The following is a 20,791-nucleotide window of genomic DNA, read 5'->3' as shown; positions in this document are numbered from 1 at the left end:
GTGTCAGTGTTTACGCTGCAGCAAGCTGAACAAGGCCATTCCTGCCAGCATCGCGATCACAAAGGCGATGACCTGCAGGCTGCCTGCGCCCAGGGCGACCAGCGCCGGCCCCGGGCAGATGCCGGCAATTCCCCAGCCTGCGCCGAAGGCGACGCTACCCAGAATCAGGCGGCGGTCGAGCGAGTTGTTGCCGGGCAGACGCATTGGTTCATGCGTGGCGAGCGTGGTATCGCGCTTTTTGGCGAGCGTGAAGAACACCAGCCCGACGCCGATAGCGCCACCCATCACGAAAGCCAGGCTTGGATCCCACTGGCCAGCAATATCAAGAAAACCCTGAACCTTGGCCGGGTTGACCATTCCGGACAGCAACAGGCCAAAGCCGAACAGCAAGCCGGTAAGCAATGCAATCACAATCAGCATGGCGTTCTCCTTAGGCCAGGACATGGCGGATGATGAAAACAGTGACAAAGCCGGCGCCCATGAAGCTGAGTACGGCCACGAGTGAACGCAGTGACAGGCGCGACAAGCCGCACACGCCATGGCCGCTGGTGCAGCCATTGGCATACCGTGTCCCCAGCCCAACCAGCAGGCCGGCAATCATCATGGCCGGGATGCCGGCGACCTGCTGGATGGCCGGTAGTGGTGCGACCAGCTGCCACAGCAGCGGGGCGGCCAGTAGCCCGGCGACAAAGGCAATCCGCCAGTTGCGATCCGCAGCAGGGCGACCATCGAAGAGACCGCCAACAATGCCGCTGATTCCGGCAATCCGTCCGCTCAGCAGTGCCAGCAGGCCACCAGCCAGGCCGATCAGGGCGCCACCGGCCAGCGCCGACCAAGGGGTGAAGTTGATCAGATCAATTTGCATGGGTATCGCTCTCTATGCTTTGTTTACCAAGGTCTACCGGGCAATACATCCCGTAAAGCACATTCAGCATCTGCTGTGCCTCCGGGCTGGCTATGCTGTAGAAAATACGCTTGCCATCCCGGCGCGTGCTGACCAGGCCTTCATTGCGCAAGACGCCCAGCTGTTGCGACAACGTGGGCTGGCGGATGTCCAGCAGGGCTTCAAAGTCCGAAACGCATTTTTCGCCGTCGACCATCTGGCACAGCAGCAACAGGCGGTCTTCGTTGCCAAGTACTTTCAGCAGGGCACAGGCCCGGCTGGCGGCCTCGCGCATCAGGGTGATCTGTTCGGGAGTCATTATGGCTCCTGTTTTGATTAAGTTGACGATATTATATTTATGAATATAATGTGTGTAAAGCCGTTTCTGATTTCATTCGGAGTGTAGCCATGAGCCAGCCCCGCGTCGCACCCTTCTATGATCCTGTCACCTTTACCGTCAGCTACGTGGTCTACGAGCACGACGGTGGCGAGGCCGCCATCATCGATCCGGTGCTGGATTACGATGCCAAATCCGGGCGTACCAGCACGCACAGCGCGCAGCAGATTGTCGATTTCGTGCGCGAGCACGCACTGAGCGTGCACTGGATTCTGGAAACCCACGCGCATGCCGATCACCTCTCCGGGGCGCACTGGCTCAGGGAGCAGCTGGGTGGCCGCATCGCCATCGGCGCGCACATCGACAGTGTGCAGCGTACCTTCAAGCCCATTTTCAATCTGGGCGAGGATTTCGCCACCGACGGCAGCCAGTTCGATTACCTGTTTGCCGAGGACGAGCTGTTCCAGGTCGGCAAGCTGTCTGCGCAGGCTCTGTTCGTTCCCGGCCACACGCCGGCCGATATGGCGTATCTCATTGGTGATGCGCTGTTTGTCGGCGATACCATCTTCATGCCCGATGTGGGCACCGCACGCTGTGATTTTCCTGGCGGCAATGCCGCCCTGCTGTATCGCTCGGTGCAGAAACTGTATGCCTTGCCGGATGAGACGCGCGTATTTGTCTGCCACGATTACCAGCCGCCAACACGTCCCAAGCCGCAGTGGGAAAGCACGATTGCCGCGCAGAAGGCCGGCAATATTCACCTGCATGCCGCAACCAGCGAGGCGGAGTTTGTCGCCCTGCGCGAAGCGCGCGACGCCACGCTGGCGATGCCGGTGCTGATCATCCCCAGTATCCAGGTGAATGTGCGTGCCGGCGAGCTGCCGTCACCTGCTGCCAACGGCAAGCGCTATCTGCAGATCCCGCTGGATGTGCTCTAAGGGTATGCCTCTGCGAGCTCTATTGATAAAAGATTACTGATTGATAGATATAAGGGTATTGCCATGAGCGTCATTCTGTCCTGTCCGCATTGCCACACCGGTAACCGTCTCGATCCTGCGCGGCTGGCCGATAATCCGAACTGCGGTGCCTGCAAGCAGCCTCTGCTGTCTGGCGCGCCACTGGAGGCGACCGCCGCCAACCTGATTGAATTGCTCCAGCATGCGCCGCTACCCATCGTGCTGGATTTCTGGGCGCCGTGGTGCGGGCCGTGCCGGATGTTCGCGCCGACCTTTGCTGCGACTGCCGCCGACTGGGCGGGCAGGGCGCTGTTCGTGAAAGTGAATACTGAAGCTGAGCCCATGCTCGCGCAGCAATTCCAGATCCGCAGCATCCCCACGCTGATGATCTGGCAGAACGGGGAGATTGCCGCCCAGATGGCAGGGGCCTTGCCCGCTTCGCAGTTTGCCGCCTGGCTGGGGCAGACCATCCGTTAAGTGTTCGACCACAAGGAGTGAAGACCATGAACTGCTGCAAAGCCAATGTCGGCGGAGCCGACCGTATTCTGCGCATCATTCTGGGGCTGGCGCTGATCGGCCTGACGCTGGCCGGGGTGATCGGGCCCTGGGGCTGGCTCGGCGTCGTGCCGCTGGCGACCGGGCTGTTCCGCTTCTGTCCGCTGTACCCGCTGCTGAAAATCAACACCTGCGGCAAGGACGCCTGCTGTGCGGGGGGCGAGTGTCAGAGCGACAAACCAGCCGAGTAGTGCGCTACGGGCGTGACGGCCGGCCGTGCTGCAGTTTGCCGCAGCTGGTATAGTCGCGCCCGTATGAATACGGTCACCGCATCCGGCGCCATGGGCGCCTCATCCTTTTATCAGCTCGGCGAGCTGCGCCAGACCCTGCGTGATCTCGGCGCACGCGAAGTGCATGAGCTGCGCATGCTGCGCGCTTGGCTGTCCGGCAGTGCGCTCGATCAGGGCCCGAAGCGCCAGCAGGCCGAGCACGCGCTGCCGAAAGCCCTGCGTGAGGCCATGCCCGAGCTTAATGCCGTGCTGGCAAAACTGGCCAGTGTGAAGAGCGAACATCCTAGCGAAGATGGCTCGGCGCGCCTGCTGGTGAGTCTGGCCGACGGCCAGACGGTGGAAAGCGTGCTGCTGCCGCGCGATGGCGTGTGCGTGTCCTCGCAACTGGGCTGCGCGGTCGGCTGCGTATTCTGTATGACCGGCAAGGAGGGGCTGTTGCGCCAGCTCGGCAGCGCCGAAATCGTCGCGCAGGTGGTGCTGGCCCGGCAGAAACGTCCGGTGAAAAAGGTTGTGTTCATGGGCATGGGCGAGCCCGCGCACAATATGGCGAATGTGCTGGAAGCGATCGAGCTGCTCGGCACGCTGGGCGGCATCGGCCACAAGAATCTGGTGTTCTCGACGGTGGGCGACACGCGCGTGTTCGACGCGCTGCCGGGCGGCATCGTGAAGCCCGCACTGGCGCTGTCGCTGCACACTACCCGCGCCGACTTGCGCGCCGAGCTGTTGCCGCGCGCGCCGCGCCTGACGCCCGACGAGCTGGTCGAACTGGGCGAAGACTACGCGCGCAAGACTGGCTACCCGATCCAGTACCAGTGGACGCTCATCGAAGGCATCAACGACACGCCGGAAGAGCTCGACGGCATCGTACGGCTGCTCAAAGGCAAGTACGCGATCATGAACATGATCCCGTACAACACGGTCGACGCCTTGCCCTACCAGCGCCCAAGCTGGGAAAAAGCCGCGGCGATTGCCCGCGAGCTGCATTCGCGTGGCGTACTGACCAAGCTGCGCAACTCCGCCGGCCAGGATGTCGACGGCGGCTGCGGCCAGCTGCGCGCAAGGGTCAGCAAAATCGAATTCCGCGCCAGCAGGGCTGGCTAAGCGTTTTTATACCCATCCTGGGTATTTCTCTGCAGGCTTGTGTGATTGAGTTATCTGGCACGATACGTGGCAGTGAGTTCACGCTTCTCGCCCCGTTTTCCCGGCACTGAGTCGGCCTCGCCTGTTTCTGAAGGCTCGTCTGCCTCTTGCCCCCTGCGCAGCTTAAATACCTGCAGCGAACAGCTATCCCCGAACCTATAGTGCCAGCACTGGAATGCCGTTCAGGCAGAGGCAGGAGGCCGTATGTTTCGTTCATGGTCTATCCGACGCAAGATGCTGGTTAGCGTCGCGCTTATTTTGAGTAGTTCGCTGCTGGCCGCCGGGTTGGTCGCCGCCTCGCTCTTCAAGGCCGTGATGACCGAGCGGCTGGTCAATCATGAACTGGTGCAGACGGTCAGCGCGGTGCGTAACCAGCTGGATCGTTCCCTGGCCGTACCCATGGCGCAGACAGCCATGCTGGCCAATAACCAGTTCCTGCTTGACTGGATGGCCGCCGGCGAGCCCGAATCCGGCTTGCCCGCCTGGCTGCGGTTCGCGCAGCACATGAAGGCCACCACGGGGGTGAGCATGGTGTCGTGGGTCTCCGAAGCGACGCACAACTATTACGACGACAGCAAGGGCTTGTTGCGCAAGGTTGATCCGGCCGGCAAGGATGGCTGGTTCACGGCCTTTCTGCAAAGCGGGCAGAAGGGCAATTTCAACCTTGGCGTCGAAAACGGCAGGCTGATGATGTTCGTGAATGCCCTGGCCACCGATGGCAAGGGGCAGCGTGCCATTGCCAGTATCGGCATGGATGCCAGTGCCCTGGCCGAATTGGTGCAGAAAAGCAGTGTCGGCAAGCAAGGGCAGGTATTCATTATCGATACCGCAGGCAATATCCAGATCCACCGTGATCCGGCCTTGGTGCGTGCCGAGGGAAAGGTCAAGATGGACAGTCTGCCGGGGATGGCTGGAGTCGCTACCATTCTGACGGGCAAGAACAACTTTAATCTCGCCCACTATGAGGGCCCACAGGGAAAAATGCTGTCGGCATCGAGTTATATGCCTGATGCCGGCTGGCTAGTTGTGGTCGAGTTGCCGGAAAGTGAAGTCTATGCGGCCATTACCCGAACCATGTTGCAGCTGGGCTTGCTCTGTCTGGCGGTGCTGGCGATCTCGCTCCCCCTGATTCTTGCCGTGGCAGGAACCATCACCAAGCCACTGGGCAAGCTGCATGCCGCGATGCGGGATCTGACCGGAGGAAACGGTGATCTGACTCGCCGTCTGCGAGTGGAAAGCGCGGATGAGGTCGGCGAAATTGCGAGCTGCTTCAATACCTTCATGGAACAGTTGCACCAGAAGTTCCTCACCGTTCGGCAGCAGTCCGGGCAGTTGCAGCAAAGCGTAACTGCGCTGGGTGGCATGGCACATTCGCTGTCGGCCAACTCGCAGGGGAATGCCTCACTTGCCGAATCGGCGGCTGCCAGTATCGAAGAAATCACCGTTTCCGCGGCACATATTGCCAATAATACCCAGCACGCCAGTGATGCCGTCCATCAGGCTGGCGAGCTGTCCGGGCGCAGCAGCCAATCGGTGCATCAGGTTTCGGGAACAATCAGTACGGCCGCCGGCTCGATGCACACGCTCAATCAGGTCATGAGCGAACTGGGCGATCGGTCACGCCAGATTGGCTCGATTGCCAGCGTGATCAAGGATATTGCCGACCAGACCAATCTGTTGGCGCTGAATGCCGCCATTGAGGCGGCTCGGGCAGGCGAACAGGGGCGGGGCTTTGCCGTGGTGGCCGATGAAGTACGCAAACTGGCCGAACGGACTGCGCAGGCCACTGTGGAAATCGAACAGATGGTCGGTGCGATGCGGCAGGCTTCTGATCAGGCCGTGCACCGGGTGGACGATACTTATGGCAGTGTCCAGAGTGGTGTATCACTGGTGGATGTCGCGCTGAAAGATATCGACGCCATCCGGCAGAGCATGGCCGGGATTACCGAGAAAATCGGCGAAATTAACCACGCTGCGGCCGAACAATCCCGCGCTACCGAGGATATGGCCAAAGCATCCGAAATGATGTCCCGTCGTGCGCAGGACGAGGATGTACAAATTCGCCATGCAGACCGGATCGTGCACGAGTTGCAGCAGATGACCGATGAACTCGACAAGGTGGTCGGCAGCTTCAGGCTTTGAGGCTGGCAGGAGTGGGCTTCGGCAGATCAGGCTGGACGGGCACTCCAGAGTGCATGGCAGCGCAACACCTCATCGGCTAGACCATGCGCATCAATGCGGCTTGCTTCCTGTTCCAGCAGGTAGCCCAGCCAGCCAGCAACGGCCTGGCGCTGGGCAGCATTGCAAAAACAATACAGCTCATTCTGGCTGAAGCCGGAATAAAGCACCTGCACCAGCTGTGCTGCATACCAGTCTCCACCCGGAGCTTGTGCCAATGCCAGCCTGGCAAGGGTCGGCAGAAGCCACGCCTTGGCTGGCGCGGTGCACGATAGGATCGGGTCATCCCAGGGGTGGGCGATGTCGTCCAGATCCAGCTTGTCCCGCCCGCGCCGTTGCAGCAAAGCTTCCCGGGCCTCGCGCTCGTCGTCCCCCGGATGGCTTGCAGCGGTAAAGCGCACCGGGCGGGGAACATTGGCAAATGCCGCAGCCAGCTCGGCCAGAACACGTTCCCGAAGAGACACAGGCGCGATCATGGCGTGGTGCTGCCGACTTTGCGCTGGTAGCTGGCGCGGTGAATGTCGCAAAGCTGTACGGTGATGCTGCACTGCAGTTGCGCCAGTGATCGCGGAAAAGCCGCAACCAGCCGCTGCTGCAGCGCCTCGGCCAGTGCGGTCTTCACGGCATCACTACGGCCAGCCAGCAATTGCAGGGTGCAGGTGACAAAAGCCAGCGCCGGATTGCCATCACCGATCAGGAACTGCTCGTGCCGTATGACACGGCTTTTGATGTCGGCAAGCTCGAATTGCCCGCTTTGCATCAGGGTGTCGTGGATGGTCAACAGCAGCGCGCGGTAATCCGGCTGGTCGATGATGTTGCTGCTGTATTCGAGAATGCAGTGAGGCATGGTGCGGGTGCTCCTCCGCGCCGCATAACGGCAAGGGAGCTAGCCTAGCATGCCTGTCCTCTTAGTGCCGCCAGCCAGATTCCCGCCTGCGGGTTAGGATAGCGCCATTCGTTCCATGATCATGGAGGTGGTTCATGAAGATCGAGCAGATACCGTTTGGCACGACCGACTGGTCTGCGGTGGCATCCACCGCACATGCGGGTGAACAGGGCATGGCGTACTGGCGTACCTGCCAGTTCGGCAGCATCCGGGTACGTATGGTTGAATACACCGCCGGTTATCTTGCCGATCACTGGTGTTCGAAGGGGCATATCCTGCTGTGTCTGGAAGGCGAGCTGCATACCGAGCTCGACGATGGTCGCAGCTTTGTCCTCAAGCCCGGGATGAGCTATCAGGTCGCGGACAATGCCGAAGCCCATCGTTCCTCGAGCCCGACGGGGGCGAAGCTATTTATTGTGGATTGAGGTGGCTGCTACGCCCTTGCTGGGTGAGCTTCGCAACTTCGATAGCCTGGATGTCGATGGCGGGTTGCGGACAGCTGCGCGTACGGGTGAGCAAGATCGAGTTTCGCGCCAGCCGTGCGGGCTAGCACGCAAGCCCCGCAGTGGTGGGTTGTGGCCAATTGGAACGCAAACCTGCGGATGGTAAATCGGCAGATAGCAAGATGGCCGAGATATTCGTGGTCGAAGGTGTCGATATAGCTCAATGGTATGCTTTTAACGGATTGCCCATCTATGCCCGCTTGGCAGGCACTCCTCGCAAAGCAGCATTTCTTCGCCAAGGAGTAACCATGGTCTGCCCCCCATTTATTTCACGAATGCCGGGTTATTCGAGGGGCCGTTCGGCGCGATGCCTGTGGCGATTGTGCTCTACAGAGTACGTTGTACGCGGTATGTGAATGACGTTTTTCTCGTCATGCAGGGTGGAGCAGCGGGACTTCCGGCATGGTACTGATTTCATTCAGCACTTTGAGTATGTGAAAACGTACATAACGGTCACCGGAAAGCCCCGCATCCTGCATCGTCTTGGCTTCACTTTCCGGGATCAGGCCGATTGTTTCACCCAGTGCATTTGTTTTCTTGTAACCGCCAATTGGGTCGCCGTACCAGAAAAAAATCTGTGCAGCGTCGTGCGCAATGAAGTCTTCCTGTAATGCAATCATTTGCCAGTTGCCAAGAATTCGGCGATCAAACAGCGAGTAAGCATCGATGATGAGTGGATGAATAAGGCGCTGGGCAGCGCTGATCTCATCCTCGCCGAGCACCGGGCTGTCTTTGATAATGTCAAAAAACTCGGCGGGGGTGCCTGCTGTAGGTGTGGCAATAATCCGCCCAAAGGCAAATCGAGTGGCATCCAGTTGCAGCGCGAAAATATGCCCTGGTTTTAAGTAGCGCAGCATAGTGCGCGGCTTGCTATTCCAGGGGATGAATTTCAGTTTCATGGCTTTTCATTATGGGCATGTATGGCCGTGCTGGAGGCAGATTGCATTTGCGGCAAGAGGGAACAGACCACGGTTTGACGAGAGCAATACTGCAAGTACGGCATGGTGATTTACCTGCCGGCTGCTGTCAGCGCCAGCGGCAAATACGCCGCCAGTTTTTTCGCCGCAATGTCGTCACTCACTCGTAGCTTGATATGCCGCCGCCCCTTGCCGCTGCCTTCCAGCAGCCCGTGCGGGTCGCTGATTCTGGCGCCTGCGCCGAATTCCACCGAAACATGCTGGCTGTAGGCAAATACCCCGCCGAATGGCTGGCCGGCGGAGGCAAACAGGATGCCGCCGTATTTCACTTCCTCGCTGATCTCCGGCAGCGTGGCGCGCACCAGATCACGTACGGCCTGGACCAGGGCGTAGCGTTCTTCGGAAACCAGGCGCAAGTCTTCGAGCAGGGTTTGTACGGATTTGGCGGCCATGTTTACCTCGGCTTCTCAGTGTTTTACGTAAGATTCAAGCAAACCAGCCTAAAGATGCCGTCACGGGCTGTCAACCGCCCCGGATGCTCGCCAGTGTGCGGCGCCGGGTGTTGCCTGCAGCCTGCATTTACGTGGTTATGCATGGGTATTAGTCTGCAGCCTCTTTAGCGTATTGCTTGTAGCACTATCCTGTTGTGGGTATATCCGGCGTCTGCTGCTTGCCTGCGGCATGTTCGCGCACCAGCTGCGCGAGCATGGTGATCTGTCCGTCCATCTCGTCAGCCGGTACCTGTGCGTAGCCGAGAATGAAGCCATTGCTGGCGCTGTCCGGTTCGTTGCCAATGCGGTAGGCGCTCAAGGGGCGGGCGATCAGTCCGGCGGTGCGTGCCTGCTGGCTGATGAGCGAATCGGGAATGCGGACGGGAATGCGGATGGCAAGGTGGATGCCGGACGAGCCGCCGCAGACTTCGGCCAGCTCGCCGAAATGGCGGTGGATGGCGGCGAGCATGGCATCGCGGCGTTCGCTGTAGAGTTTGCGCATGCGGCGCAGGTGGGCGAGAAATTCGCCGTCGCGGATAAATCCGGCCAGCGCGCGCTGTTCGATCTGCCGGCCGCGCGGCTGGCATTGCGCCAGCGCGGCCTCGACCTGAACCACCAATGCCGCGGGCACGATCATGAAGCCGATGCGCAGTGCCGGAAACAGGGTCTTGCTGAAGGTGCCCAGATACACCACCGGGGCGTCGGCTTCCAGCCCCTGCATGGCTGGCAGCGGCGGGCCGTCGCGGCGGAATTCGCTGTCGTAGTCATCCTCGATAATCAGCGTGCCATGCGCGCGGGCGTCGGCAATCAGCTGCAGGCGGCGCTCCAGCGACAGCACGCTGCCCAGCGGGTACTGGTGCGAGGGCGTCACGTAGATCAGCCGGGGTGGGTGCTGTTGCCAGTCGGCGGCCAGCGGGCGGAGGCCGTGCTCGTCGACCGCAATGCCTCGTACCTCCAGTTGCGCGGTGCGCCAGGCATTCAGCGCGCCGTGGTAGCCGGGATTTTCGACCCAGGCCGTGTTGCCGGCATCGGCAAACAGTCGCGCACACAGATCCAGTCCGTGCTGGGTGCCGTCGGTAATGAAGAGTTGCGCGGTGTCGCAGCGTACGCCGCGCGTGCTGCGCAGATGGCTGGCGATTGCTTCGCGCAGCGCCGGCTCGCCCGCCGCCGGGCCATAGCCAATCGTGGCGGCATCGGCGCTGCGCCATGCCCTGGCCAGCCGTTTTTGCCAGCGGGCCAGCGGGAAGTCACCGAGTGCCGGGACGCCGGGGGTGAAGGCGCTGGCCGGCTCTGGTTCGGCAAAGGGCGTGCGGAAGGCACCACCGCGTTGCGACAACTGCTGTGCGGCGGTGTGAGCGGCGGGCTGCAACTGCCCCGGGCGATTCAGCGGGGCGACGACCGTGCCACGTGCGGACGCGTGCACCAGCCCTTCGCTGGCGAGCTGTTCGTAGGCATAAACCACGGCATTGCGCGCGATGCGCAACTCGCCCGCCAGCTCGCGGCTGGCAGGCAGGCGTGTGCCCCCTGCCAGCCGGCCATCCAGAATGGCTGCACGCAGGCCAAGGTAGAGCTGCTGCTGTCTGGAGTGATTGCCGTGTGGGCCGAGCAGTAGCGCGTAATCCATGCGGTGGTTCCTGAATATTTGCGGGTAGTGGATCTTATGCTGGAACCACCTGGCTGGCTATGCTGACTTCCTCACTCATTTGCCGGAATATCATCATGAGCAGCGCACCGACCCCGCGTACCCGTATCCGCCGCATCCCAGACAATGCCGATTACCAGCGTGCCACGCTACACGCGATTCTGGATGACGGCTATCTTTGCCACATCGCCTTTACCGACGAGGCGGGCGGGGCGCATTGCCTGCCGATGGCCTACTGGCGCGAAGGCGAGCATCTGTATATTCATGGCTCCAATGGCAGCCGCCTGATGAAACGGCTGGCTGGTGGTGCGGAAGTCAGCATCGCGGTCAGCCACCTTGACGGGCTGGTGCTGGCGCGCTCGGCGTTCAATCACTCGATGAATTACCGCTCCGCAGTGATTTACGGCGTCTTTGAAAAGGTAGAGGGCGAGGAGGCCAAGTCGGCGGCGCTGGATGCCTTCATGCACCATCTGGCCCCGGGGCGCGAAAATGAAGCGCGTCGCGGCAGCCCGCAGGAGCTGGGCGCAACTATTGTCCTGCGGATTTCGCTGGCCGAGGCGGCAGCCAAGTTGCGCACGGGCGGGCCGCAGGACGATGAAAAGGATCTGGCCATCGCGACCTGGACCGGCGTGCTGCCGTTGCGTGTGATGCGTGGGGCTCCCGAGCCGGCTACTGATTGTCCGGTATCGGCACCGGATTATGTGCAGGCATGGATTTCCTGATGGGTATATCCATACAGGTATTCTAAAAATTTACCTGTATGGCAATACGTTGCAGGGTAATGCTTTTGTTCGACGTTCAGTTTGACCATTTGCCGGTTTTGGCGCCACTGCTGGAGAGCGTCTGATCGCCATCCGCACTTTGCGATTTGCCGGCAATCGGCGACGCGGTGATGGTGAATTCGTTGGCCGTCGCGCAGCTGGTCGTGATGGTGTAATAGCTGCTCACCGGATCACTGATGCCACAGGTGGTGCCACTGCTGGTATAGCGGCCATTGGTGCTGAAATAGCGTTCCAGATCCTGCGCATGGCTGGTCAGCTCTTTCTGCACGTCGGTGCGTCGGGTCTTGATCAGGTACTGCTGATAATTCGGGATCGCGATTGCGGCGAGAATGCCGATGATGGCGATGACCACCATCATTTCGATCAGGGTAAAGCCGCGCGGTACACGCATGGGTGGAATGTCCTGTTTCAAATGGGGCAAACAAAGGCGGTGGTCTGCAACACCACCACGGCACGGCTATCGAGCCCCTGACCGCGCCCCATGACGCTGTAGGCTTTGCAGCTGGTTTTATCGGCCGGGCGCAGGGTATCGGGTAGCAGGTTGATCACGAATTTGCCCGAGCTTTGCTGGCCGCTGGCCAGTGTGGCGGCCACGGCGTGGGTGTCGCTCCAGCTGGTGGGAAGCCCGCCGGCACTGGCGGGGCCGGTGCCGACGACATTGCTGTTGGTGCAGCCATCCAGACAGGTTTCGGCATTGGCCTGCAACAGTGCCGAGCCTTGCCGCAGTGCCTGTTCCGCAGCCTGATAGGCGCGATGCCGGTCCATGTAGCTGCCGGCCATCTTTTCATTCAGTGTGGTGCCGCGCATGCCGTTGAGCACCAGAATGGTGACGACTACCAGCAGCAGCAAGGCTACGATCAGGACAAAGCCCTGCTGGCGGGGGGGCGGGGTGAGGTGGTAATGCATGACGAGCCTTCTAGCGGTTGCGCACGAGTACGGTGCTGTTGAACGTGCGGTAGAGGCGGCGATCCGTCTGCGAGCCGTTCAGCGCATTGCCGGAACAGTCGGTGACGGCCGCGCCCTTTTCCAGCTGGGGCGCTGTTTTTTCCGTGCGCAGGATCAGGCAGAGTTTCACCGCGACCACCTGGTCGGCCGTGATGCCTGCAAGATTGCTGACGTAGCGGTTGGCAACGCAGTCGCGCGCTTTCATGCTGCCGACATCGGCACCGCAGCCGTATTCGGCCGGGGTGCGTGGATTGCCGAGCGCATCGTTGTCATTGGTGTCGATACCGTACTGCACGCTGAAGTCAGCGACTTCGGTACCGCTGCCGCCGTTGTTCGGGGCAATCCAGTCCACGCTGCCGCACTGCAGTCTGCTGCCGGAGCGGGCGATCTGCAGTGTTGTGTCCCCGGCAGGTGCGACACTGCCGTTGCAGCTCATCTGGTTTGTGCCGTCGGCGGTGAAGCGCACGCTGAAAGCCCCCGCACCAGTCGATGCCAGGTGGTTGGCCGGCAGGGCCGTGGCCGGATTCGGGCGAAAGCCGGCCTGGCTCACCGCACGCTGCAGCATGGCCATCGCAAAACGTCCGTCTTCGGCGACACGATTCTGCATGGCCTGCAGGTTGAAGGTCTGCCTGGTCTGGATATATACCTTGGCAATGGCCAGCAGGGCGATCATGGCAATTGCCATGGCCACCATGAGTTCGATCAGCGTAAAGCCGCTGTGTTTGCTGTGCTTCATTCAATCACCGTTTCAAAGCTGGTGTTTTTGGCGGCGGTCGTGCGACCCTGCCGGTCGTCGGTCCAGCTGATGGTCAGGCGGTAGCGGTAGAAACCGGTCGATTGGCCTGGCATCGACTGCAGGGTGTACGAGGCGGCTGGCAGTTGGCTCTGCACTTGCCCGAACCACTCGTTCATTTCATTGCTGACCAGATAGCTCTCGTGCCCGGCCTCCTGTGCGGTGCAGGTGAGATTGGTATCTGCCGGGTTGGCGCGGCTGCAGCGGGCAAAGTCGGGCGGCAGCGGGGGCTGGGTATCGGCATCGCTGCTTGCCAGAAAGGGCGTGCGGCTGGCGCGGATCCGGTCGGCCAGATTGGCGGCCAGATCGGAGGCGATGCTGCGGTAGTAGGCGCTTTGGTTCATCATGACAGCGCGGGTTTGCAGTCCGGCCAGTCCCAGTAAGCCGATGCCGAGGATAGCGACCGAGAGCATGACCTCGATCAGCGAGAGGCCCTGCTGTCGGAGATGCCGTACGGTGTTCATGTGCTTGCTCCGCAGACGTTTGTGCCGATGCGCTTGCTGATGTGACCGGACAAGCTGACCTCGACGATGTGCTCCTTGCGGCCGTCCGCGCAGATTGTGAAGGTGCTGGCGGCCTGGGCGCTGCCCAGTGTGCCGTTGAAGATCACGCTGCTAGCGGTCGTGTTGCTGATGGTGATGTCCTTTTGCACGGTGAAACGCTGCTCGATCGCACCACTGTTGCGGATGAGCCAGCCTTTGGACCAGTCGCTGGCACTTGCGGAGCAGTCGCTGGCGCTGTTGGCGCTGGCAGCTGGGCAGAAGGTGCTGTCGCTGCGGCGTTTGATGGCATCCAGACGTGCGTTGGCCAGCCCGCTGACCAGCAGGTCGCTCTGGGTAGCGAGCCGGGCATCGCGGATCCAGTCCAGCATGTTGGGTACTGCGACGCCGGCCAGAATGCCAAGGACACTGATGACGACCATCAGCTCGATCAGGGTGACGCCGTGCTGGCGCCGCAGAGTGTTGAATGTGTTCATTTGATTTCCCGCCATACGGTGGTTTCGATCTTGACGCCGGTTGCGGGCGACAACAGGGTCTCCTTGTCGACGGTATCGCTGCCGATGGTGCCGCCGTACAGCGTGCCTTTGCCGGTCGATGCTGGCTTGCTCATGGGGCGACCGGTCTTGACGCCTTCTTTGGCATTGCCGGTAAATACCGCGGAGTAATTGGCTTCGCGCTGTGCCACAACCTTGCCGATATCACCCAGGCTGGTATCCCCGCGCGGCGAGGGCGTGACCAGCCTGGTTTCCGAGGCAACATAGGTCAGCTCGGTCGGAATGCCGTCCTTTTCAAAGCCGGCGAGGAAATCATCACCACTGGCAAAGGGAATCTTGTCGGCGGCGGTGGATTTGCCATCCTGCGAAATGTCGATGAAGCTGTAGGCGCGGTTCTTGCGATCTGCGGGTACGGAGCCGGTAAAAGGATTCAGTCCGATGATCCAGCCCTTGCCCCCGGGCGTGCATTTTTCCGTCGATTGCGGAACGCCGGTGCCGAACAACACCTTGTCGTCGTACAGCATGGGTGAAGCTACCAGCCGTTCACTGCTGGTAGGCAGGTCGATGTACCAGCCCAGTCGGGTATTGCTCTCGCTGCGCAGGTCGATGCTTTCGCCGGAGATCTTGCGGTAAGTGCCTGCCCGCTGGCTGCCGCCACTGAGTGTTTTGCTGTCGGTGAAACGCTGCTCTACCAGGGCTGTTTCGGACACGGTAACAGGGGTGTCATCCATGCGGTCGACGATGCCATATAGGGTCTGGCGACTGGTGTCGCTGCGATCGCCATCGGTCAGCAGCTTGCCGGTGCCGAACAGCACCAGATTGCCCAGCGATGTGCCATCGGGACGGTTGAGCGCGGCAATGGCCGGGCGCATCACGATCGGGCGGGATGTGCCTGCATCGAATACCGGGTTGCTGGCAACACGGAAGCTGGCGGGATTGTCACTGGTCAGATCGAAGCGCCAGAGCTTGCCGCTCATGTCGCCGGCATAGACATAATCCAGAATGCCATCCTGGCCGTAATCGACCCCGGCCGGGGAAGACAGGCCTGTGCTGCCCGGAACGTCGATCTGCTTGATCAGGGCGCCGGTATCGGCATTGACGATGTAAAGCGCCGACGTATTGCTGGCCGCCGGAGTTTGCCCCCAGCGGTTTTCATAACCGTTGTTGAGGATGACCGCAGGAGTTACGGTGGTGGCCGAGGTGCGTACGTTGTAAATGATGGGGGCGCCGAACGCATACCCCATGCTGGTGGCATGCTGGTCGGTCCATTCCCATTTGACGGTGGTCGAAGCCAGGTTGAAGTTGCTGGCTTGTGTGGCGTCGAGCGTGAAGTATCCGCGACCGCCTTGTGCGAGCCCGCCACTGAGCAGCGTGCGCCAGCCCGAGCCGGTCTTGATATCGGCTTGCCGCAGGCTGCCGTTGACGAAAAAGGCGTGCGGCGTCCCGCCGGACTGGCCGTAATCGCTGGCAGCGAGGCTTTTCAGATTGGGGTAGACCGGCGAGGGAATGTAGCCCATCAGTTCGGTCATGTCGGCCACATTGAAGGCGTGCAGCATGCCGTCGTTGGCACCGATGAAGACCATGTTGCGGCTGGCCTGTGCCGACTTGAATATCGCGTAATCGCTGTCGGGCGTTTCACCGGCGGGCTTGCCCACGACAACCGGCTGGCTGTCGATGATGTCTCCCAGGAGGCTGTCCGGCCGAGTGCGCAGGCCGGCCTGGCCTTCCTGTCCGCGCAGGAAGTTGATGATCTTGCGACGCTCGGTATCATCCGCACCCAGCGCATTGCGCTGGGCCGTGGTCATGCTGGCGAGCCCCGTGCTGTCGTTGAAGGCAAATGCCACGGTGCTGCTGCCGGAAATTTTGGCGCTGTGAATCTTGCGGCTGGCATGTGCCGGAATCACCGCCTTGCCGTTCGGGCTGCATTGCGCGGTGGCCGGATTGAAGTTGCCGTTGGCATCGACGTTGTAGCAGCGCAACTCGCCATACCAGCCCTTGGGGTTGAAAACGGGCTGGAAGACCTTGTTGCCGGCGGCGACCGCTTCGCTTTGCGTGGCGACCCCGCCCGCATTGGAAATGGACGCCACGATGTCATTGACCGCATTGGTCAGTGCCTGATTCAGTGCGGATTCGCTATCCGCAGTGTAGTACTTGCCACCTCCCACCCTGGCGGCCGCCGGCAGCACGGCGTTATTGACCGAGAAGCCGATTGTGTAGGTCTGCAGGCTTTGTTTCTTGAACCGCGCGTCATCGAAGGACTTGCCATCCTGATCGGTCCCGCTGGTCAGCAGATCCATCTCGTTGGCGTACTTGGCCACATCGCGCAGTGCGCGGTAGCGATTGTTGCCGTCGCCGAAGCCGGCGCTTGTACTGCTGCCTTCCAGTGCCGCCGGACAGCTGGCGCCATCGGCTGACGTGCATACCGAGAAACTGCCGCTGCGGCTGACATTGTTGGCATCAACATAGGTATAGGGCAGCGCGGCCTTGCCGCTGCCAGGCAGATCGTTGTCATCCGTCGCGTCACCATCGGTCATTACGATGGCAAAGTTCTTCTGGCAGCGGTACTGGATAGGGCTGTTGTAGCTGTTATTGCTTTTGCCGTACAGCGAGGTCTTGCCTTCGTAATAACGGGTGATTTCCAGTAGCGCTTCTCCCAGCGGGGTGGCTGTGCGGGCTTTCAGGCGCGAAATGGCGGCCTTGGCGGAGGCATTGCCCTGGCCAATCGCCGACTGCAACACGCCGGATTGTCCCCGCTCGCTGCCGCCCACGGTGTTGGCATTGCTGACGTGGAAGGAAAAAACCCCCCAGCGCAGATCCGGATTGCTGTCGATCAGGTTGCGCGATACTCGCTTGGCAATGTTCATTTTGGTGTTCGGTGACTGACTTTCATCGTCCAGCACGTCGCGAACATTGCGGGTGTTGCTGTTGACGCAGTTCGACCAGTTGCTGCTGAAATCGCAGAGATCCGTACGCATCCAGTTGTTGTTGCGGTCTTGCAGCATGCTGCCGGAGTTGTCGATGAACAGCATCACGTTCGGTGGCACCGAGGTGGAAAGCGTCGGCGGGAGTGCCGGATAGGGGGAGGCTGCCCGCGCGGCATTGGTGGCCAGCGGAAAAGCCAGCGCCATGCTGGCGGCAAGCAGGTGGTAGCGAAGTGGGGTGGTCATCACTGCAAAGGCCTTGAGTTTCTGTGTTGCCGATCACAGTCGCGCACAGAAAATAATAAAATCATAATATTCGTTGATAATAATATTAAATTTCTCTGAATTTATGAATACAGCATGGCCACGTTCTGACGGACGGGGACCTCTCAGTCAGCGTCGTGTCACAGCAAGAGCTGGCGGCAAGCAGCTGATTTAGCGGGGATTATGCAAGAGGGGTAGGGCAGGCGCAGTCAGGTGTTTCCTCTAAGGGTGTACACCTAAGGCGCGACTGATGTCAGCTGGTAGGAAAATCGCGAAAGATTGACGCAGGAAATGACAGGGGTATTTGCACTGGCGCCTTATTGTGGCTGGATTGTGGCGCAATGCTGCCCTGGGTATCAGGGTCGCACCGGACAGGCCGGTGCGACCCGTCTTTCAAAGGCGGAACAGGGCGACCGATTCGACCAGTCGCTCGGCTTGCTCCTGCAGACTTTCCGCTGCTGCGGCGGCCTCTTCCACCAGCGCTGCATTTTGCTGGGTGATTTCGTCGATCTGGCCAACCGCCTGGGTCACCTGCTCGATGCCGGTGCTTTGTTCGCGGCTTGCCGCCGCGATTTCGGTTACCAATGCCGCGACTTTTTCAAAGCTGCTGACCAGGCTGCTCATGGCTTTTCCTGCCTGGTTGACCTGGCCTGCACCGGCTTCCACCTTGCCGCCCGACTCATTGATCAGCTCCTTGATTTCCTTGGCTGCCGTGGCGCTGCGCAGGGCCAGGCTGCGAACTTCACTGGCGACTACGGCAAATCCGCGCCCTTGTTCGCCGGCCCGAGCCGCTTCTACAGCAGCGTTCAATGCCAGGATATTGGTCTGGAAGGCGATGCCGTCGATGACACTGATGATGTCGGCAATCTTCTGGCTGCTTTCGGAGATGCCCTGCATGGTAGAGACAATGCTCTGCACGATCCGGCCACTATCGGCTGCGATGGCATTGCTTTCACGCGCCAGCCGGTTGGCCTGCTCGGCATTGCCGGCATTTTGCCTTACGGTGCCGTTGAGTTCCTCCATCGAGCTGGCGGTTTCTTCGAGGCTGCTGGCCTGTTCTTCGGTGCGGCTGGACAGATCGGTGTTGCCCGCCGCGATTTCCTTGGCTGCCGTATTGATCTGGCTGGCAGCCTGCTGGATTTCGCCAACGACCTCGCGCAGATGGGTGATGGTGGCGTTGGTATGGTCCTTCAGTTCGCCGAAGCGACCATGGTAGTTGGCCGTTATGGTGCGGCTGAGATCGCCCTCGGTGACCCCCCTGAGTACCGTGCTGACATCGGTGAGGCCGCTGTCGACCGTAGCGGAAAGCTGGTTCAGCCCTTCGGAAACCTTGCGGTAGAAGCCTTCCTTGCCGCTGACCTCCAGGCGGGCATCAAAATTCCCCTCGCTGGCCGCCAGGATCAGATTTTCCACTTCCTCTTCAATCTGGACTTCGGCGGTGCGGTCTACCCATTCCGCAACCGCCCCCATACGTTCACCGCGGTCATTGATGACCGGGTTGGCGGTGACCGTCATATGCCGCCCGCCAATCACGAGGGATGAAGTATAGGGACGGGTGAACTCGGCCAGCAGCCTGGCCTGATGCGCCGGGTTCTTGTGGAAGCTGTCGATGTTGGTGCCGATCAGGCGGTGTGCATCAAACCCGGGAATCTGGGTACGGATTGCTGCTTCGGCATGCTGCAGCATGGCGCAGACGGCTTTGTTGGCATACACGATCGTGCGCTCGTTATCGACAATCATGGCGCCGGTGCTCACGTTATCCAGCGCAATGCGTACCCGCAGATTTTCTGCTGCCAGTGCGGCTTCCCGTTCGGTTGCGGCCAGTTCGGCAGTGCGATCCCGCCATTCGGCGACCGACCCCAGTCGCTCGCCGCTGGCGTTGATTACCGGATTCGCAATTACCTGCATGCGGCGCACGCCCACGGCCAGATCCGCGGTGTAGGAGCTGGTAAAGGTGGCCAGTAGATCCGCCTGATGCTGGGGGCGCTTGTGGAAGGCATCGATATTTTGCCCCACCAGTTGTGCTGCGGAGAATGAGGGCAGCACCTTGCGGATGTCGGCTTCAGCCTCTTGCAGAATATGCTGCACGGCCGTGTTGGCATAAATGATCGTGCGATCCACATCGGCAATCATGACCCCGGTACTGACGTTGTCGAGCGCGATGCGGATGCGCAAATTCTCGTCGGCGACCCGCTTCTCTGCCGTGATGCGTGCCAGCAGTTGCTCCTGCATGCGCTGGATGGAGGCCAGCAGACTGCTGCTGTCGCCTTTGCGCAGCGGGATCACGGTGTCCAGCCTCCCGGCGGCAATGGCGCGCGTGATGTCGGCGGCGAGTGCCGGCTCGCCCCCCAGTGCCCGCAGAATGCTGCGGGTGATCAGCCAGACCAGCGCCAGAGTCAGCAGCAGGGTTACTGCCGTGAGCAGCAGGTAGCGCTGGACACTGTCCTGCGCTGCGGTGCGCAGTTGCTGCTGCCGATCCAGCAGGTCTTTTGCCAGTGCGGTTTCGACATTTTTCAGCTGATCTATGCGTGCGGTTGAGGTCTTGAACCAGTAGCCGGGGTCGATATCCAGTGCTGCCGCGCTGTTGTCGATGGCGTATTGCTGCAGGCGTTTGACTTCCGCGACGGCCTTGTCCTGCAGTTCGCGCTGCAGAATGGCCTTCTGGCTATCCAGTGCATAGTGAGCGAATTCGTCGAAGTAGACCTGCTGAGCGGACAGATTCTGCAAAAACGCCGACAGGGTCGCCGGAGTGAACGCCTTGACGGTAAACACCGCAGACAGCATTGCGCGTTCGCGACCTGCGCGCTCCTTGGCTTGCAGCATGCTGGAGTAAGCTGCACTGAGCCGGGCAATTTCGCCATTGCTGCTCAAGGTCGAGACCATGGCCGGCAACTGGTAGTGACTGCTGATCAGAGTGGTGTAATACGCGGCGGATTCAGCCGGGGTGATGCCGAGGGCACTGACCGCCTGGCGGCGGGCCGGTAATTCGCCAAGTCTGTTTTTGGCCTCGGCCAGTATTCCGGCCAGTGCTGGATCGTAAGCCCCAGCATCAAAGGCAGCCAGGGCCGTGTTCAGCTGGCGGATGCTCTCATCGGTTTTCTCGCGCTGGGCCGGCAGTTCCTGCCGGTTGCGTTCGCCCTTGCTGCTGATGAAACCGGCGCTGAGGCCGCGTTCGCGCTGCATTTCGTGCCCGAGTTCGCCGATGCTGACCGAAAGCCGGACCAGTTGCTCCAGCCTTGCCAGTTCGCTGGCCTGCTGGCGCTTTTCCTGTGTCGCGGTAATGGCAAAGAACAGCAGGGCCAGCGCAGGCAGCCCCCCCATCAGCAATAGTTTGGTACGGGTATGGAGCGACATGACACAGCCCGGCAGCAGTT

General features: G+C 60.9%; 22 protein-coding genes. 7 read left to right on the top strand and 15 right to left on the bottom strand.

Annotation, left to right across the window (positions count from 1 at the left end; all coding sequences use genetic code 11):
- Positions 1-3: 3 nt before the first annotated feature.
- From INR99_RS10420 to INR99_RS10410, 3 genes are read right to left on the bottom strand one after another with little or no spacing between them, the layout of a single operon-like run.
- Positions 4-420 carry a YeeE/YedE family protein gene (locus INR99_RS10420; RefSeq protein WP_194116287.1) on the bottom strand — a complete coding sequence of 139 codons (417 nt, stop codon included), beginning with the start codon at positions 418-420 and terminating at the stop codon, positions 4-6.
- Positions 421-430: 10 nt separating this feature from the next.
- A complete protein-coding gene (locus INR99_RS10415; protein WP_194116286.1) occupies positions 431-865 on the bottom strand; it encodes a YeeE/YedE family protein in 435 nt (144 codons plus the stop codon).
- Positions 855-1,202, bottom strand: a complete 348-nt coding sequence (locus tag INR99_RS10410) for an ArsR/SmtB family transcription factor (RefSeq protein ID WP_194116285.1) — start codon at positions 1,200-1,202, stop codon at positions 855-857. Before INR99_RS10410 ends, INR99_RS10415 begins: the two co-directional genes overlap by 11 nt.
- Before the next feature lie 89 nt (positions 1,203-1,291).
- On the opposite strand from INR99_RS10410, the gene INR99_RS10405 reads away from it, so the two are divergent.
- The 5 genes from INR99_RS10405 (at position 1,292) to INR99_RS10385 (ending at position 6,243) form a co-directional block, all read left to right on the top strand.
- Positions 1,292-2,158: an MBL fold metallo-hydrolase gene (locus INR99_RS10405; RefSeq protein WP_194116284.1), complete on the top strand. Its 867-nt coding sequence runs from the start codon at positions 1,292-1,294 to the stop codon at positions 2,156-2,158.
- 63 nt (positions 2,159-2,221) lie between these two features.
- Positions 2,222-2,653 (top strand): thioredoxin TrxC, encoded by a 432-nt coding sequence (trxC, locus tag INR99_RS10400; RefSeq protein WP_194116283.1) that lies wholly within the window; start codon positions 2,222-2,224, stop codon positions 2,651-2,653.
- Between the two features lie 26 nt (positions 2,654-2,679).
- Positions 2,680-2,922 carry a YgaP family membrane protein gene (locus INR99_RS10395; protein ID WP_194116282.1) on the top strand — a complete coding sequence of 81 codons (243 nt, stop codon included), beginning with the start codon at positions 2,680-2,682 and terminating at the stop codon, positions 2,920-2,922.
- Between the two features lie 63 nt (positions 2,923-2,985).
- Positions 2,986-4,062, top strand: a complete 1,077-nt coding sequence (locus INR99_RS10390; protein ID WP_228098196.1) for an RNA methyltransferase — start codon at positions 2,986-2,988, stop codon at positions 4,060-4,062.
- A gap of 243 nt (positions 4,063-4,305) precedes the next feature.
- Positions 4,306-6,243 carry a methyl-accepting chemotaxis protein gene (locus INR99_RS10385; RefSeq protein ID WP_194116280.1) on the top strand — a complete coding sequence of 646 codons (1,938 nt, stop codon included), beginning with the start codon at positions 4,306-4,308 and terminating at the stop codon, positions 6,241-6,243.
- A gap of 26 nt (positions 6,244-6,269) precedes the next feature.
- Here INR99_RS10385 and INR99_RS10380 read toward each other — a convergent pair whose 3' ends face one another.
- Together INR99_RS10380 and INR99_RS10375 are read right to left on the bottom strand one after the other, a co-directional pair.
- Positions 6,270-6,755: a hypothetical protein gene (locus tag INR99_RS10380; RefSeq protein WP_194116279.1), complete on the bottom strand. Its 486-nt coding sequence runs from the start codon at positions 6,753-6,755 to the stop codon at positions 6,270-6,272.
- The gene (locus INR99_RS10375; protein WP_194116278.1) at positions 6,752-7,126 is read right to left on the bottom strand and encodes a 5-carboxymethyl-2-hydroxymuconate Delta-isomerase; all 375 of its coding nucleotides are present in this window, start codon (positions 7,124-7,126) and stop codon (positions 6,752-6,754) included. Before INR99_RS10375 ends, INR99_RS10380 begins: the two co-directional genes overlap by 4 nt.
- A gap of 134 nt (positions 7,127-7,260) precedes the next feature.
- Here INR99_RS10375 and INR99_RS10370 point away from each other — a divergent pair, with 134 nt between their 5' ends.
- Complete coding sequence (locus INR99_RS10370) at positions 7,261-7,590, top strand: DHCW motif cupin fold protein (protein WP_194116277.1); 330 nt, start codon at positions 7,261-7,263, stop codon at positions 7,588-7,590.
- 449 nt (positions 7,591-8,039) lie between these two features.
- Here the strand turns inward: INR99_RS10370 and INR99_RS10365 are convergent, their stop codons facing one another.
- The 3 genes from INR99_RS10365 to pdxR all read right to left on the bottom strand — a co-directional run bounded on the left by INR99_RS10365 (position 8,040) and on the right by pdxR (position 10,700).
- Positions 8,040-8,567, bottom strand: coding sequence for an Imm26 family immunity protein (locus INR99_RS10365; protein ID WP_194116276.1), 528 nt, complete (start codon positions 8,565-8,567; stop codon positions 8,040-8,042).
- Between the two features lie 110 nt (positions 8,568-8,677).
- Positions 8,678-9,037 carry a DUF1801 domain-containing protein gene (locus tag INR99_RS10360; RefSeq protein ID WP_194116275.1) on the bottom strand — a complete coding sequence of 120 codons (360 nt, stop codon included), beginning with the start codon at positions 9,035-9,037 and terminating at the stop codon, positions 8,678-8,680.
- Between the two features lie 184 nt (positions 9,038-9,221).
- A complete protein-coding gene (gene pdxR / locus INR99_RS10355; protein ID WP_194116274.1) occupies positions 9,222-10,700 on the bottom strand; it encodes a MocR-like pyridoxine biosynthesis transcription factor PdxR in 1,479 nt (492 codons plus the stop codon).
- Between the two features lie 95 nt (positions 10,701-10,795).
- On the opposite strand from pdxR, the gene INR99_RS10350 reads away from it, so the two are divergent.
- Positions 10,796-11,440: a pyridoxamine 5'-phosphate oxidase family protein gene (locus INR99_RS10350; RefSeq protein WP_194116273.1), complete on the top strand. Its 645-nt coding sequence runs from the start codon at positions 10,796-10,798 to the stop codon at positions 11,438-11,440.
- A gap of 76 nt (positions 11,441-11,516) precedes the next feature.
- Here the strand turns inward: INR99_RS10350 and INR99_RS10345 are convergent, their stop codons facing one another.
- From INR99_RS10345 to INR99_RS17805, 7 genes are all read right to left on the bottom strand, one after another.
- Complete coding sequence (locus INR99_RS10345) at positions 11,517-11,891, bottom strand: type IV pilin protein (protein WP_194116272.1); 375 nt, start codon at positions 11,889-11,891, stop codon at positions 11,517-11,519.
- 17 nt (positions 11,892-11,908) lie between these two features.
- Positions 11,909-12,406 (bottom strand): pilus assembly PilX family protein, encoded by a 498-nt coding sequence (locus INR99_RS10340; RefSeq protein WP_194116271.1) that lies wholly within the window; start codon positions 12,404-12,406, stop codon positions 11,909-11,911.
- A gap of 10 nt (positions 12,407-12,416) precedes the next feature.
- Positions 12,417-13,181: a prepilin-type N-terminal cleavage/methylation domain-containing protein gene (locus INR99_RS10335; protein WP_194116270.1), complete on the bottom strand. Its 765-nt coding sequence runs from the start codon at positions 13,179-13,181 to the stop codon at positions 12,417-12,419.
- Complete coding sequence (gene pilV / locus INR99_RS10330) at positions 13,178-13,702, bottom strand: type IV pilus modification protein PilV (RefSeq protein WP_194116269.1); 525 nt, start codon at positions 13,700-13,702, stop codon at positions 13,178-13,180. The genes INR99_RS10335 and pilV overlap by 4 nt, the downstream gene beginning before the upstream one ends.
- Positions 13,699-14,214: a GspH/FimT family pseudopilin gene (locus INR99_RS10325; protein ID WP_194116268.1), complete on the bottom strand. Its 516-nt coding sequence runs from the start codon at positions 14,212-14,214 to the stop codon at positions 13,699-13,701. Before INR99_RS10325 ends, pilV begins: the two co-directional genes overlap by 4 nt.
- Positions 14,211-17,399 (bottom strand): pilus assembly protein, encoded by a 3,189-nt coding sequence (locus tag INR99_RS10320; RefSeq protein WP_194116267.1) that lies wholly within the window; start codon positions 17,397-17,399, stop codon positions 14,211-14,213. The genes INR99_RS10325 and INR99_RS10320 overlap by 4 nt, the downstream gene beginning before the upstream one ends.
- A gap of 411 nt (positions 17,400-17,810) precedes the next feature.
- Positions 17,811-20,771, bottom strand: coding sequence for a nitrate- and nitrite sensing domain-containing protein (locus tag INR99_RS17805; protein ID WP_194116266.1), 2,961 nt, complete (start codon positions 20,769-20,771; stop codon positions 17,811-17,813).
- Positions 20,772-20,791 lie beyond the last annotated feature (20 nt).

Source organism: Chitinilyticum piscinae (genome assembly GCF_015223195.1).
GTDB classification, from domain to species: domain Bacteria; phylum Pseudomonadota; class Gammaproteobacteria; order Burkholderiales; family Chitinibacteraceae; genus Chitinilyticum; species Chitinilyticum piscinae.
Note: the sequence above shows the minus strand (reverse complement) of the source record. Positions and strands in the feature narration are given on the sequence as shown.